Source organism: Dyadobacter psychrotolerans, assembly GCF_004349265.1.
Lineage (GTDB): Bacteria > Bacteroidota > Bacteroidia > Cytophagales > Spirosomataceae > Dyadobacter > Dyadobacter psychrotolerans.
This window is the reverse complement of the sequence record NZ_SMFL01000010.1, coordinates 137,504-151,620: the sequence shown is the minus strand read 5'-3', so window position 1 is coordinate 151,620 and position 14,117 is coordinate 137,504. Positions and strand designations below refer to the sequence as shown.

Below are 14,117 nucleotides of genomic sequence, written 5' to 3'. Positions count from 1 at the left end.
TTACGTCTTGAACCTTGTTACGGGCAAAAGTAGTAAGAATTGAATTGGAATAAACACCGATGGGCAGGAGTTAAATATAAGCAAGCATTTTGGTTACATTGTTTAAACCGGTTTGGATGGTATTAACTGATCTTGTCCCGTGATAATAACCGGCTAAATGAAGTTCATCATATATATCTACAAGCAACGATAACAACTTCTTGTCGTATTTTCTAATACGACTTATGTAGTCTTCAATACTTTTAGGCTTGATAAATTTGATTCCTTCTTTTTGTTTTAAGTATTCATCCAAAATAAGCAAAGCCGCTGAATAAGCAGTTCCCGCGGCCATTTTCACATATTTTACATCAGCATACAAGCCATCTTTTTTACCCGCTTTTTCGCTCAGTATTTCACGGGCATTTTGCAGATATCTTGCAGCTTCCTGAGCAGGCAGAGTTGTTATTTCAGTGTTTTCGTTTGTCATAATCAAGACTTAGTGAAAATGAATTTATTGATCTGACTACAATTTTCAGAAAAGTAATCTCGAAAATAACACTATTTTTTTACTAAACACCGGACGTGAGTAGTGATTATTATTGGCATGCTTTTATTGAATTCGTCGTCATGGCATCACAACCCGTTTTACAATTTACCGGCAAAAGTATTTACTGTGCTCAGGCAGATGCACACATCGATCCGTGGATACCTGTGGACCGTGCGATCATCACACACGCGCACAGCGACCATGCACGCTGGGGAAGCAAACATTATCTTGCCCATAAAGACAGTGAGGCTATCTTACGCCTTCGCCTTGGTCCCGATATTTCTTTGCAAACGGTTGAATATGGTGAGAAATTTGTCATCAACGGTGTTGTTTTTTCATTACATCCGGCGGGCCATATTATCGGCTCTGCCCAGGTTCGGGTAGAATACAAAGGAGAAGTTTGGGTAGCAAGTGGCGATTACAAGCTTGAAGATGATGGATTTGCTGCGCCCTTCGAGCCGGTAAAATGTAATGTTTTTATAACAGAGTCTACCTTCGGTTTGCCCATTTACAAGTGGCAGCCGCAACAGGAAATCTTTTCGGAGATAGATAACTGGTTTGCCCAAAACAAGCAGGAGGACAAAGCCAGTATTCTCATGGGTTATTCATTGGGAAAAATGCAGCGGATTTTAAAAGGAATTCAGTTGCCTGATGGGCCTATTTACGCCCACGGAGCTATTTATATTTTAAACGAAAGACTCAGAGAAGCTGGCCATGACCTGCCGGAACTAACCCTGGTGACGAAGGAAACAGACAAAAAGCTTTTCAGAGGATCACTTGTGTTGGCTCCTCCGTCCGTAGACAGCAGCACCTGGATCAGTAAGTTTAATCCTTATTCTCTTGGATATTGCTCGGGTTGGATGGCTTTGCGGGGTGCAAAAAACCGAAGAGCCGTTGACCAGGGGTTTATTTTGAGTGATCATGTAGACTGGCCCGATCTGAATACCGCTGTGATTGAATCAGGGGCAGAAAAGGTTTATGTTACGCATGGTTATACCAGCATATATTCCCGCTGGCTGAATGAAAACGGAATTGAAGCGGGAGAGGTAACAACCATGTACGGTAATGAAGAGGAAACAGAAGACCGTGCAACAGGAGAAGGACCGGAAGCAGAAGGGATTGAGAATAACAAAGACATATCGCCAGTTCCGGACGATCCCGATCTGAAACTAAGCTAATCCCTAACCGCTAAAAGCCAATCGCCGACAATGAAACAATTCGCTGAACTTTTCATGAACCTCGACCGGACCAACAAAACCAATGCAAAGGTGGAGTTGATGAAACAGTACTTTCAAACTGCGTCGGATGAAGACAAGATGTGGGCACTGACTTTGTTTACAGGCAGGCGGCCATCTTTTAAGGTCAACCGGACACAGGTGAAAGAATGGGCGGCGGCAGAAGCGAACATTCCCATGTGGCTTTTCCAGGAAAGTTATCAAAGTGTAGGAGATTTGGGCGAAACAATTTCGCTGATTTTACCCAGAACGAAATCAGAGGATTCTGATAAATCGTTGTCAGACTGGTTTCACTATCTGGGATTATTACCAAAAATGACGGACGAAGAAAAGCATGATCATATTCTTCAGGCCTGGTCCCAATTGTCACAGCATGAAACTTTCGTTTTCAATAAGTTATTAATGGGCAGTTTTCGTATTGGCGTTTCGCAGACGTTGGTAGTACGTGCCCTGGCAGAAGCAACTTCTACTGATCCGAGTGTAGTAGCGCACCGTGTGATGGGAAACTGGGATCCGCTGGATACAAATTTCAAAAACCTGATTCTGGATGAAGGCGAAAACGACAATGCTTCAAGACCCTATCCGTTTTTTCTGGCTTATCCGATCGAGGGCGATGTGTCTGGTTTGGGAAACGCTGAAGACTGGTTTGTTGAATGGAAATGGGATGGTATCAGGTCGCAGATCATTTACAGAAACAATGAATTATTTATCTGGACACGGGGCGAAGAATTATCAACCGATAAATTTCCGGAACTTCATTTTCTGAGCTCGGTACTTCCGGACGGAACGGTTCTGGATGGAGAAATTGTAAGTTATTTTGAGAATAAACCGATGCCATTCAGTGTTTTGCAAACCAGGATAGGTCGTAAAAATTTATCAAAAAAAGTATTGGAAGAAGCGCCGGTTGCTTTTATTGCCTACGATATAATGGAAGCCAACGGAATTGACATTCGCAGCAATTCTCAACAGGAAAGACGCGCACAGCTTGAACAAATCCATGCTGATATTCCGGTGCAAAATGTTTTCAACCTTTCTCGGCTGGTTGAATTTTCGCAATGGAGCGACTTGCATGACCTGCATCCAACGTCGAGGGAAAATATTGCGGAAGGATTTATGATCAAAAGAAAAAGCAGTACCTACCAGGTGGGGCGAAAAAAAGGGGACTGGTGGAAATGGAAAATTGATCCGCTAAGTATTGATGCTGTTTTGATTTATGCCCAAAAGGGTTCGGGACGAAGAGCCGAGCTATTCACGGATTATACATTCGCTGTTTGGGGCGAAGATGGCAAACTGATTCCATTTGCAAAGGCATATTCCGGATTAACGGATGCGGAGATCGGGCAGGTTGATTATTTTATCAAACGTAATATTCTCGAAAAATTCGGCCCTGTGCGTACCGTAAAACCCGAACTGGTTTTTGAAATCGGATTTGAAGGAATCAATGAATCTTCAAGACATAAATCGGGCATTGCCGTTCGTTTTCCCAGGATTTTAAGATGGAGAAAAGACAAAAAAGCTGCCGAGGCGGATACACTCGCGAATTTGAAGGGAATATTGGAGGTTTATAAGTAAATAAGTCTGCAAATCTTACATTTAATGTTAGATTTGCAGAGATGATAGATAGAAGAATAGAAGCAAAATTAAAAGATGCGTTAAGAAGAAGTGCATCTGTCGCACTGATGGGGCCACGCCAAATCGGAAAAACGACGATTGCCCTCAGCGTTTCGGAATCAAAACCTTCTATATACCTCGACTTAGAAAATCGATTGGATCTTGAAAAAGTAAAGGATTTTAGAACTTTTCATGAAGCCAACCGTGAAAGCCTGATCATTCTGGACGAGGTACAAAAACTTCCGGAATTATTTATGGAACTTCGTGGTATCATTGATCAGGAGCGTAGGAAGGATAATAGATACGGCATGTTTCTATTTCTTGGATCTGCTTCAATGGATCTGCTACAACAATCTGGAGAATCTCTTGCAGGGCGTATTTCTTACATTGAGCTTTATCCGATTGATATTTTGGAGTATGCAGGAGACGATGTGGAAAAGATGAATGTCCTCTGGTTAAGAGGAGGTTTTCCTGAAAGTCTTCTTACCAGCTCAGATTCAGACAGTATGGAGTGGCGGTTGGATTTCATCAAAACTTATTTAGAACGAGATATTCCTCAGTTTGGTCCCCGAATACCTGCGGCCACTTTAGAAAGATTTTGGACTATGCTCGCTCATAATCAGGGTAGTGTTTTAAATGCAGCCCATTTAGCCCGGAACCTGGAAGTTTCAGGAGTTACTATTGGCAGGTATCTGGATCTGATGGCCGACCTGCTTTTGGTAAGGCGTTTACGACCCTGGACGACTAACGTTGGTAAAAGATTAGTGCGCAGTCCAAAAATATACCTAAGAGACAGCGGCATTACACATGCTTTGCTCAACATCGGTGACTATAATAGTTTGCTTGGGCATCCCGTGGTTGGTGGTAGCTGGGAAGGGTTTGTGATAGAGAATATAATTGGAGTAGCTCCATCCCGGACACAATCATTTTACTATCGAAGTCCTGGTGGAGCAGAAATTGATTTAATACTGGAATTTGCCGGGGGCGAAAAATGGGCAATTGAAATAAAGAGAAACTCAGCGCCAAAGCTGTCAAGAGGATTTCATACTGCCTGTGAAGATGTAAAGCCAGATCGCAAATTTGTAGTTTACGCAGGGAGGGATACTTTTTCCATGGGAGAGGGAATTATGGCAATATCTTTATTTTCGTTGATGGAAGAGTTGTTAAATAAATAGATTTTAAATGAATTGTAACACATCATTTTGTTTGGAACAACATTTTTAAATCAACTGACATGTAAATATTGAGTCATTTGTAACTTTATCCCCTTTGACAAAATCCCGCGGACATATCATTGTTGAGCAATGGTTTAAATCGAAAAACTGGAAGTGGGCGGCTTTTCAAAAGGAGGCAGCTGCAGCATATCTTTCGGGCAAAAGTGGGTTGGTAAATGCGCCTACCGGCAGCGGGAAAACTTATTCTTTGTGGATTCCTTTTTTGATACGATACATCAATTCTTTACCCAAAAATCCTGCAAAAAGAAGTAAAGGATTGCAGATTTTATGGGTTACGCCTTTGCGTGCGCTTTCCAAAGACCTCTTCAGAAACATGGAGGCAGCCGCTTTGGAAATGAATCTGAATTTACGGATTGGTGTCCGTTCCGGCGATACCAGTACCAAAGAAAGAGCCAGCCAAAAAAAGCAAATGCCGGAAGCTTTGCTGATCACGCCGGAAAGTCTACATCTTTTATTTGCACAAAAAGACAGTTCAGAAACTTTTAAAAACCTGCATACCATTGTCGTCGATGAATGGCATGAGCTCATGGGGAGCAAGCGTGGTACACAAACTGAACTTGCCATAGCAAGATTAAGAACGATTAATCCTCATTTGCAAACCTGGGGGATTTCAGCGACCATTGGCAATCTGGAAGAAGCAAAACAGGTGATTGTTGGTATGGATTCTGCGGAAGAAGACAATGTGATTATTAAATCAAAAACAGAAAAGAAAATTCTTGTCGAAAGCATCTTGCCTGAAAAAGTGGAAACGCTTCCCTGGGCCGGATATATGGGAACGAAACTGGTTGATTATGTTGTCCAAATTGTTCAAAAAAGTAAAACAACTTTAATTTTCACAAATACCCGTGCGCAGGCAGAAGTCTGGTACCGGACGGTTATTGAAAAATATCCGGAATTTGCCGGTATTATGGCGCTTCATCATGCATCACTTGACAGGGAGGTGCGTGATTGGGTTGAGGAGGCCTTGCATGATGAAAGATTAAAACTGGTAATCTGCACGGCAAGTCTGGATTTGGGTGTCGATTTTCGTCCGGTTGATACCGTTATTCAGGTGGGAAGTCCTAAAAGTATCGCCAGGTTTATTCAGCGTGCGGGCAGGAGTGGGCACAGGCCAGGCGTTGCCAGTAAAATTTATTTTTGTCCAACCAATGCATTGGAGCTGGTAGAAGCTGTTTCACTGAGAGATGGTGTTGAAAAGAAAATGATTGAAGATCGTCCGCCTGTTATTCATGCTTTTGATGTTTTAGCACAATGGATGATTACTCTTGCAGTTGGCGGAGGTTTTGAAGAAAAGCAATTGTTTGAGGAAGTCAGAAATTGTTATGGCTATCAGTTTATCAATCGTCAGGAATGGGAGTGGCTGCTGGGTTATATTACAACCGGAAGTCCGTCTTTGGAAGTATATGACGAATACAAAAAGGTAGAAAGAATAGATGGGCGATATGTAGTAACCAGCCGTCGCATAGCACACAGGCACATGCTGAGCATGGGTACGATTGTCTCGGATACGGTTTTAAAAGTAAAATTTCAGCATGGAAAATATATAGGTTCAATAGAGGAAACATTTGCTACCCGTATGAAAGCCGGCGATACATTTTACTTTGGTGGTATGAGCCTGGAATTTGTACGGATTCATGAAATGACGGTTACTGTTAAAAAAGCCGAAGGCAAAAAGGGATTTTTAATACGCTGGGCGGGAAGCCGTATGGCACTGTCGTCTCAATTATCGACTTTTATCAGGGACAGGATCGACAGTGCCATTGAAAATCCGTTGAACGAAAAAGAACTTACGAAACTTAAGCCGCTTCTCGAATTACAAAGAGAGCGTTCAGCCATTCCTAAAAAAACGGAATTGTTAATTGAACAATGCGAAACACGGGAAGGACATCATATTTTTGTTTTTCCGTTTGAAGGGCGACTGGTTCATGAAGGTATGGCGATCATTTTGGCTTACCGGATCAGTAAATTGTCTCCGATCACATTCTCGCTTGCCATGAATGACTATGGTTTTGAATTGCTGAGCGACCAGTATGTCGATCTTGAAAAAGTCATGAAACAAACGGACTTGTTTTCAACGGCTCATTTGGTTGACGACATTTACCAAAGTGTCAACGCGACAGAGATGGCAAAACGAAAGTTCCGGGAAATTGCAGCTATTGCAGGACTCATGTTTCAGGGTTATCCCGGGAAATTTATGAAAACCAAACATATACAAGCCTCCAGCTCATTGCTGTTTACAGTGATGACAAAATATGAAAATAATAATTTGCTTGTAAATCAGGCATTTCAGGAAGTGTTGACCTATCAGTTGGAAGAAGTCCGGATGCGAAGGGCGCTTGACCGGATTGCAACTCAAAAAATAATTATAAAAATAACGAGAAAGCCGACGCCTTTTTCGTTCCCTATAATGGTGGACCGGCTTCGGGAACAGCTAACTTCGGAGAAGCTGGAAGACCGTATCCAGAAGATGTTAAAACAGTATAGTGATGCAGATTGAAATTAGAGGAAACCATTTTATATTACTTTCACAGCGTGCCATTTTTTGGGAAGAAACACAAACATTATTAATCGGAGATCTGCATTTAGGGAAAATCACACATTTCAGAAAAGAAGGTATTGCGGTTCCAACGATCGCCGCTGATAATAATTTTGAAAGACTCAATCATCTGGTTCAGAATACAGGAGCAAGCCGCATTATTTTCCTGGGCGATTTGTTTCACAGCGATTACAATTCCGAGTGGGACACTTTTGTAACCTGGCGAAATAAGCATCACTACATCGACATGCTTATCGTAATGGGCAATCACGATATTTTGCCGGTAAGTATGTTTCTTGAAGCTGACTTACGGGTTTTTATCAACGACTTTGAAGAAGAGAATTTTGTTTTTACTCATCATCCCAAGGTAGAACCTGATCCGGAGAAATTTGTATTTGCAGGACATGTGCATCCTGTTTTTACTACCTACGGAAAAGGCCGGCAGAGTTTTCGTTTACCCTGTTTTGTAGTTGATCCCAATCAGGCCATTTTGCCAAGCTTCGGCGTTTTTACAGGAGGGTTTCAGATGGATCTGGCTGACAGGAGAAACATATTTATCACAACTGAAACAAAGGTTTTTCGGGTAGGATAATTATTTGTTTATAAGCTTGTTATGATAAAACCGGAAAAATATGGAATCAGATTCCATATTTTTCCGGTTTTTGGTATATTTGCTTATGATAGAACGAATTGCAAGTCAAAAAGTCCTTCAATTGTCAAAGGTGTTTAAGTCGGTGGCTATTACCGGGCCAAGACAATCCGGTAAAACAACACTTGTCAAATCACTTTTTCCTGAGAAGGTTTATTTATCACTGGAGAATCCCGACACAAGAAGATTTGCTATTGAAGATCCCAGAGGATTTTTAAATGGTTACGAATCCGGCGCAATTTTTGACGAAGTTCAGCGAACTCCGGAATTGTTCTCCTATCTCCAGGAGATTCTCGACTCTTCGCAAGAGGCCGGACGTTTTATACTTACAGGTTCCAATAATTTTCTTTTACAGCAAAATATTTCGCAAAGCCTTGCCGGGCGTGTCGCAATTCTGAATCTCTTACCGTTCAGCACAGATGAGTTATTTGCTGGCAGTAAAGCGGCACCGGATGAAAACGAATTGATATTAAAGGGCTTATATCCGCCGATCTATGACATGGGTATCCCTCCTGAGGACTGGTATCCAAATTATTTAAGAACCTACATTGACAGAGATGTCAGGCAGATAAAAAATATAACTGATCTGATTGTTTTTGAACGTTTCATGCGCTTCCTGGCCGGGAGATCCGGTCAGGAACTGAACCTGACTTCGCTAGCCGTGGAAACAGGTGTGGATACTAAAACGATTCAGTCGTGGATTGGAATTCTTGAAAGTAGTTTTATTATTTATCTGTTAAGACCACATTATAAAAACTTTAATAAAACTTTGATAAAAAGGCCCAAAATTTATTTTTATGATACAGGTCTGGTTTGCTCGTTACTAGGTATTATTTCAAAAGATCAATTATTACAACACCCGTTGAGAGGCAGTTTGTTTGAAAGTTTGGTAGTAACAGAATTGGTAAAAAAACGAACCAATACAGGGAAACAAATCAATTTATACTATTGGCGTGATAAAACCGGGCATGAAGTTGATGTGATTATCGACAATGGCACTTCGTTATTGCCTGTTGAAATAAAAGCTGGTAAAACCATAAACAGTGAATTTTTCAAAAGCTTAATTTATTGGAATAAATTAAGCGGGCAAAAATCGGGCTTGATTGTTTATGCAGGTGATCAGGAGGAAGAAAGATCAAACGGAATAAATGTTATGAACTGGCTGTCAATGGTTAGAAGCAATATTTAGTGTTTTAAAATCTTAATTTTTCTTAACAATATCTGATTCCGATGAATTCTTTCTTTCATCAACCTTCCCCATGAATTCAATGATCTCATCATAACGATCATTCCAGGGATTGAAAAACTGGGTGATCATAGGGATGTGTTTTTTCTTTTCCTGGATGTGATAAGGCGTTCCGGGAGCATAATCCTGCAAAGCTTTTATGAATTTTTCGTTGCTTTCTAAAATTGATTCGTAGGTTTTTCCACCGCGGTAAATCAACATAGGCGGCATGTTTTTGTGTAAATGATAAAGTGGTGTAGCTTCTTTCCAGGTTTTGGGGTCGTCGGTGAAAGTTTTTAAATAAGTGTGGCCTTTTGCAAATTTTTCTTCCATCAAATAACCATACATATCCAATCCGGCTGCGTCGATAAGCACAGTTCCGGCAATTGGATTTTTTATTCCAAGCTGTTCAAAATATTGATCATCCGTGGAAATTAGAGCAGCCAGATGGCCGCCTGCCGAGTGCCCGGACACAAAAATCCTCTCAGGATTTCCTCCATAGCGGCTAATATTTTCCTTCACCCATTTTACGGATATAGCGGATGCCATCGCCATTTCTCTGTAATCGGCAGCAGGACTAAGCGGATAATCGATAATAACATATACGACACCTTTTTTCGCCCAGTGACTTCCAATGATATTGTACTGAGATTTTTTTCCTGAATTCCAGTTTCCGCCATGAATAAAAACCAGAACATCATCTGGCGTTTTGGATTTTCCGGGAGCGAAGATGCTAAGCTGCTGATCTGTTTCAACAATTTTGCCAGCTTCTGTATAAACGAGGTCCTTTGTCCGGTTTATTCTTTTTAATGAACAACCGGAAAGGGTCAGCAAGATCGCGCCGATAATTATCGAAAGTATGAGGAATGTAATGCGGATTTCTGGTTTCACAACGATAGGTGTTATAATGTATTAACATACTTACGTTGCGAAATCAGAAATCGATTTGATTGGAGATTAAGCCTTTTTTGGAGGTAAATCAAAGGCTACTGCATTGTGTTCGAAGTGACCTTTATGCGATCCGTCGCAAAAAGGTTTGTTAGCCGACATTCCGCATCTGCATATTGATACTACCGTCCTTCCCTGCAAACCATAATTGTTTCCCTGCATGTCGACGATCTCGAAATCTCCGTCTATCTTAACCGAACCGTTGTTGTTTATTGTAAGTTTTACTTTCGTCATGATGAATTTTTATGACAAAGGTAAGGGTCCTGATTGAAGCCGGAAGCAGCAAAATGCAGTTTAGGATTAGTACAAATACATTTTCTGTGGGGGAAGCGTTTTAAACTGGCAATAAATGACGTGAGATTTTCTTGATAAGTTCTTCTGTTTTAAAGGGTTTTGTTACAAAATCATTAAAAAAACATTCTGCAATTTCTGGAGTTCGTTCGGCAAATGTATCTGCTGTAAATGCAATTACGGGCACATTTACATAACCCGGATGAAGCTTCCGGATCGTTTTCATTGCCACAATTCCATCCATTACGGGCATTTGAATATCCATCAGGATGAGGTCAAATTGCTGTGTTTCTATCGTGTCCAGCACTTCCTGCCCGTTATTACAAATGATAAAATCAGCCTCCCATTTTTTTAACAAATGTTTCAGTAAAATCTGATTCGCCAGAATATCTTCTGCTGCCAAAATTCGATAGCCTTTCAATGTAAAGTTGGCGGTGATATTGACATTGGATTTCACCATTGGTTTGACACTTTTTCTGAAATTCAGGTAAACACAGAACGTAGCGCCCTGGCCCAGCTCGCTTCGGGCAGAAATGGAGCCATTCATCATTTCGGTGATCTTACGGGTAATGGTCAATCCCAGCCCGGTACCTCCGAAATATTTGGAGGCATTGTTTTGATGTGCCTGCGAGAAACTGTCAAAAATGATATTCAGCTTATCTTCCGAAATACCAATTCCTGAGTCGGAAACTTCGATTTTAAGATCCACATTATCTCCGTGATCTTTTTCAACCATCACCCAAAGGCGTACAAATCCAACGGAAGTGAATTTGAGAGCATTACCAAGTAAATTCACCAAAATCTGATTCAGCCGGTAAGCATCACCAACCAGGAATTCCGGAACGTCCTGATCTACCTTAAATGCAAGCTCAATATTCTTTTGTTTTGCTTTTACTTCGAAGGTTTGCTGCAGGTATCCCAGTTTTTCCCGCAGGTCAAATTCGAAGTTCTCAAGATCAAATTTGCCGGCTTCAATCTTTGAAAAGTCGAGGATATCATTCAGGATAACCATCAGATTATCAGCAGAATATTTAATCGTATTAAGGTATTGCTGATTTTGTCCTGTAAAGTCACTGTCGAGCAGTAAATCCGTAAAACCGATTATGGCATTCATCGGGGTACGGATCTCGTGGCTCATGGTTGACAGGAAATCGGATTTAATCCGTGAAGCTTCTTCTGCATCCTTTTTCGCACGTATCAGTTCATTTTCAACAAACTTTCTGCGGGTAATATCAATAGCGGTCCCCAATACTTCCTGAACTTCGCCTTTTTCATTACGTTTAAACGGAACTTCCCGGGTGATAATCCAAACTTCCGATCCATTTTTATGTTTCAGGCGAAATTCTTTTTCAACCACTTCTCCGTCCCTGACCGATTGACGGATATGTCTGTAATGCTGACGGAAACGAATCTGATCCTGTATGTTGATAATTTTAAGAAAAATACTGTCAGTTTCTGCCATAAGATCTTCCTCGGTATAACCTAAAATATCCCAAATCTGCTTGTTATGGAAGATATCTGTCCATTTTTCTATGTCAATTACATAAATAATATTGGGAGATAAGAGGGCAATTTTATCTATAAACTCTTCCTTTTCTGAGAGTTCTTTCTGCGTTTCAACCCGTTGTCTTTCCATTTCGAACATTTGGTTCATTGTATGGAAAGCCTTTGTCAGCTTCTCGGCATTAATTTCGGACTTTGGAAAATAATCCATCGCACCCGCTTTCATCATTTCCACCGCAATGCGCTCATCACCCTGTGAAGTGAGCACAATTACCGGCAGATTTGGCGCCATTCTCTTAATCTTTTTCAGCAGCTCCAATCCATTGGTTTTAGGAAGCTGGTAGTCGATAAAAACACAGCCAGGCTGCCAGGCTTCCAAAGTCTGCAATGCTTCTTCGGCATATTTACAAACTCTGATCTCGGCTATTTCGACCTGACTTTTTTTCAACGCACGCCTGAACTCCATTGCATCAATGTTGTCATCTTCTACTAAAAGAATGGTAAGGGGTGTCATAAAGGAGCGAGAAAGGCAGTTTTTATTTATTCAGGGAATTCGCAAAGTGTCCAGTAACTGTTCAGAGTCGACACAGCTGCAATGAAACGGTCCATTGACAGTGGCTTTAAAATGTAACCCGCTACATTAAGGTTAAATGCATCGATTTTATCACCATCTTCATTGGAAGTTGTCATGATAAAAACGGATAATGCGCTCAATTCCTGATCCTGACGAATTTCTTTTAAAAACTCAATTCCGCCCATTCTTGGCATATTCAGGTCGAGCAAAACAATTTTTGGTTTTGGAGCGTCCACTGCTTTGGAACGTAACAACTCCAGTGCTTCGATTCCGTTATGGGCTACCAAAAGGGGATTGGAAATGTTATTTTTTTTGAATGCACGCTTCACATTCATGATATCTACCTCGTCATCTTCTACCAACAAGATCGTCATGGGAATTGGATTTGAAATTAACATTGTAATACTTTTATAAATTTGGTTTATTATACTGCTCCGTAATGGTTAGGGTTGAGCATCAGTATCTTTGACTTCGTTTTTAGGCCAGGTGAAAAAGAAAGTTGTACCCTCTTTCATTATAGATTCCACACGTATTATTCCGCCTTTTTCATCCATTATTTTTTTGACAATGGCGAGTCCAACCCCTGTACTTTCCACTTCATCACGGGATTGTAGAGTCTGGAAAATGACAAAAATTTTGTCATGAAACTCCGGACTGATTCCGGGTCCGTTATCAGCTACAAAAAACTGGATAAAAGAATCTGTTTCCTGCCAGCCTACGGTAATAACGACGTCCTGCTTATCATTATATTTGATACCGTTGGACATGAAATTTTGCAGGATCTGCATCAAAGTGATCTTTTCTGAAACCAGTTCAAGCTCCGGATCGCCCTCAAGGTTAAAACTGACCGATTTTTTTGTGCCAAAAGTTTCACAAAGATCATCCACAATACTTTTTACCAAAAAACGCTCTTTGGTTGTTTTGATACGACCGGCGCGGGAATAGGACAAAATACCGTTGATGAGACTTTCCATCCTGTGAACGCGCCCGCGAAGTAATTTAAACTGATCTTTTGTATCTCCTTCAATCAGATCTGTTATATCTTCTTCGATCCATTCCGACAAATTATTGATCGCGCGGAGAGGGGCCTTTAAATCGTGGCTAACTACGTAAGCAAACTGATCCAGTTCTGCGTTGATTTTTTCGAGATCCCGCATGTAGGATTTTAATTTTTTCTCAGATTCAACACGCTGGGTTATATCAACAAAAGTACCGATGTAACCAACATGGGTAGCATCAGCCGACATGTGGTGACTCAGTGTAATGCCAAGCCATTTTTCGGTTCGGTCGGCGGTGGAAATCTGAACCGTGGCCTCCATGGTTTTTATTTCAGAATCAAGTAATTCGGCAATACCGTTTCCTGCTTCGGCGGGAATGAATGTCATCCAGTTTTTACCCAGACTTTCAGCCACGCTATAACCTGTCACCGATTCCCAGGCGCTGTTCAGATAAACCAGATTGCCATCTTTGTCCAGCTGCACCAGCACTTCCGAAATGCTGCTTACTACTTCTTCAAGCCTTTGATTAGAAAAAGCGGCCTCTTTGGTTTTTTCCTCCGCTATCCGGCTTAGCTCACGGTTGGTTTTAAACAGTTCGTTTGAACTCTGTTCCAGAATATGTTCAACCCGGCCAAGGTCTTCCTGAAACTCCAGGTATGCCTGGCTTACGGAACTTAGAAATTCGTGAAGCCGCGGATCTTCGGCCAGTTCGCATGGAAGTGATTTTCGGATCTGCCGTTTTAAAAGACGATGATAACTTAGTTCCGTTGAGTCTGAGGTTAGCAT

General features: G+C 41.3%; 12 protein-coding genes. 6 read left to right on the top strand and 6 right to left on the bottom strand.

Annotation, left to right across the window (positions count from 1 at the left end):
* Window positions 1-70: 70 nt before the first annotated feature.
* Window positions 71-466, bottom strand: a complete 396-nt coding sequence (locus E0F88_RS23620) for a DUF5618 family protein (protein WP_229213886.1) — start codon at window positions 464-466, stop codon at window positions 71-73.
* 140 nt (window positions 467-606) lie between these two features.
* Between E0F88_RS23620 and E0F88_RS23615 the strand changes: the two genes are divergently transcribed.
* From E0F88_RS23615 to E0F88_RS23590, 6 genes are all read left to right on the top strand, one after another.
* Window positions 607-1,704: a ligase-associated DNA damage response exonuclease gene (locus tag E0F88_RS23615; protein WP_131960751.1), complete on the top strand. Its 1,098-nt coding sequence runs from the start codon at window positions 607-609 to the stop codon at window positions 1,702-1,704.
* Between the two features lie 30 nt (window positions 1,705-1,734).
* A complete protein-coding gene (locus E0F88_RS23610; protein WP_131960750.1) occupies window positions 1,735-3,333 on the top strand; it encodes an ATP-dependent DNA ligase in 1,599 nt (532 codons plus the stop codon).
* A gap of 41 nt (window positions 3,334-3,374) precedes the next feature.
* Window positions 3,375-4,547: an ATP-binding protein gene (locus tag E0F88_RS23605; protein ID WP_131960749.1), complete on the top strand. Its 1,173-nt coding sequence runs from the start codon at window positions 3,375-3,377 to the stop codon at window positions 4,545-4,547.
* Window positions 4,548-4,641: 94 nt separating this feature from the next.
* Window positions 4,642-7,104, top strand: a complete 2,463-nt coding sequence (locus tag E0F88_RS23600; RefSeq protein ID WP_131960748.1) for a ligase-associated DNA damage response DEXH box helicase — start codon at window positions 4,642-4,644, stop codon at window positions 7,102-7,104.
* The gene (gene pdeM / locus E0F88_RS23595) at window positions 7,094-7,735 is read left to right on the top strand and encodes a ligase-associated DNA damage response endonuclease PdeM (RefSeq protein WP_131960747.1); all 642 of its coding nucleotides are present in this window, start codon (window positions 7,094-7,096) and stop codon (window positions 7,733-7,735) included. Before E0F88_RS23600 ends, pdeM begins: the two co-directional genes overlap by 11 nt.
* A gap of 40 nt (window positions 7,736-7,775) precedes the next feature.
* Window positions 7,776-8,981: an ATP-binding protein gene (locus tag E0F88_RS23590; RefSeq protein ID WP_229213885.1), complete on the top strand. Its 1,206-nt coding sequence runs from the start codon at window positions 7,776-7,778 to the stop codon at window positions 8,979-8,981.
* A gap of 12 nt (window positions 8,982-8,993) precedes the next feature.
* Here E0F88_RS23590 and E0F88_RS23585 read toward each other — a convergent pair whose 3' ends face one another.
* The 5 genes from E0F88_RS23585 to E0F88_RS23565 form a co-directional block, all read right to left on the bottom strand.
* Window positions 8,994-9,908 (bottom strand): alpha/beta hydrolase, encoded by a 915-nt coding sequence (locus E0F88_RS23585; RefSeq protein ID WP_229213884.1) that lies wholly within the window; start codon window positions 9,906-9,908, stop codon window positions 8,994-8,996.
* 66 nt (window positions 9,909-9,974) lie between these two features.
* Window positions 9,975-10,199, bottom strand: a complete 225-nt coding sequence (locus E0F88_RS23580) for a CDGSH iron-sulfur domain-containing protein (RefSeq protein ID WP_131960746.1) — start codon at window positions 10,197-10,199, stop codon at window positions 9,975-9,977.
* 100 nt (window positions 10,200-10,299) lie between these two features.
* On the bottom strand, window positions 10,300-12,273 hold the full coding sequence (locus E0F88_RS23575) for a response regulator (RefSeq protein WP_131960745.1): 1,974 nt from the start codon (window positions 12,271-12,273) through the stop codon (window positions 10,300-10,302).
* Window positions 12,274-12,299: 26 nt separating this feature from the next.
* Window positions 12,300-12,731 carry a response regulator gene (locus E0F88_RS23570; RefSeq protein WP_181956109.1) on the bottom strand — a complete coding sequence of 144 codons (432 nt, stop codon included), beginning with the start codon at window positions 12,729-12,731 and terminating at the stop codon, window positions 12,300-12,302.
* A gap of 45 nt (window positions 12,732-12,776) precedes the next feature.
* Window positions 12,777-14,117 carry a sensor histidine kinase gene (locus E0F88_RS23565; RefSeq protein WP_131960744.1) on the bottom strand — a complete coding sequence of 447 codons (1,341 nt, stop codon included), beginning with the start codon at window positions 14,115-14,117 and terminating at the stop codon, window positions 12,777-12,779.

Excerpts from the sequence above, each read along its gene's own strand:
- pdeM (WP_131960747.1), top strand. The coding sequence starts at position 7,094 with ATGCAGATTGAAATTAGAGGAAACCATTTTATATTACTTTCACAGCGT.
- E0F88_RS23565 (WP_131960744.1), bottom strand. The coding sequence starts at position 14,117 with ATGCTAACCTCAGACTCAACGGAACTAAGTTATCATCGTCTTTTAAAA.
- E0F88_RS23575 (WP_131960745.1), bottom strand. The coding sequence starts at position 12,273 with ATGACACCCCTTACCATTCTTTTAGTAGAAGATGACAACATTGATGCA.
- E0F88_RS23610 (WP_131960750.1), top strand. The coding sequence starts at position 1,735 with ATGAAACAATTCGCTGAACTTTTCATGAACCTCGACCGGACCAACAAA.
- E0F88_RS23590 (WP_229213885.1), top strand. The coding sequence starts at position 7,776 with ATGGAATCAGATTCCATATTTTTCCGGTTTTTGGTATATTTGCTTATG.
- E0F88_RS23605 (WP_131960749.1), top strand. The coding sequence starts at position 3,375 with ATGATAGATAGAAGAATAGAAGCAAAATTAAAAGATGCGTTAAGAAGA.
- E0F88_RS23615 (WP_131960751.1), top strand. The coding sequence starts at position 607 with ATGGCATCACAACCCGTTTTACAATTTACCGGCAAAAGTATTTACTGT.
- E0F88_RS23580 (WP_131960746.1), bottom strand. The coding sequence starts at position 10,199 with ATGACGAAAGTAAAACTTACAATAAACAACAACGGTTCGGTTAAGATA.
- E0F88_RS23570 (WP_181956109.1), bottom strand. The coding sequence starts at position 12,731 with ATGTTAATTTCAAATCCAATTCCCATGACGATCTTGTTGGTAGAAGAT.
- E0F88_RS23620 (WP_229213886.1), bottom strand. The coding sequence starts at position 466 with ATGACAAACGAAAACACTGAAATAACAACTCTGCCTGCTCAGGAAGCT.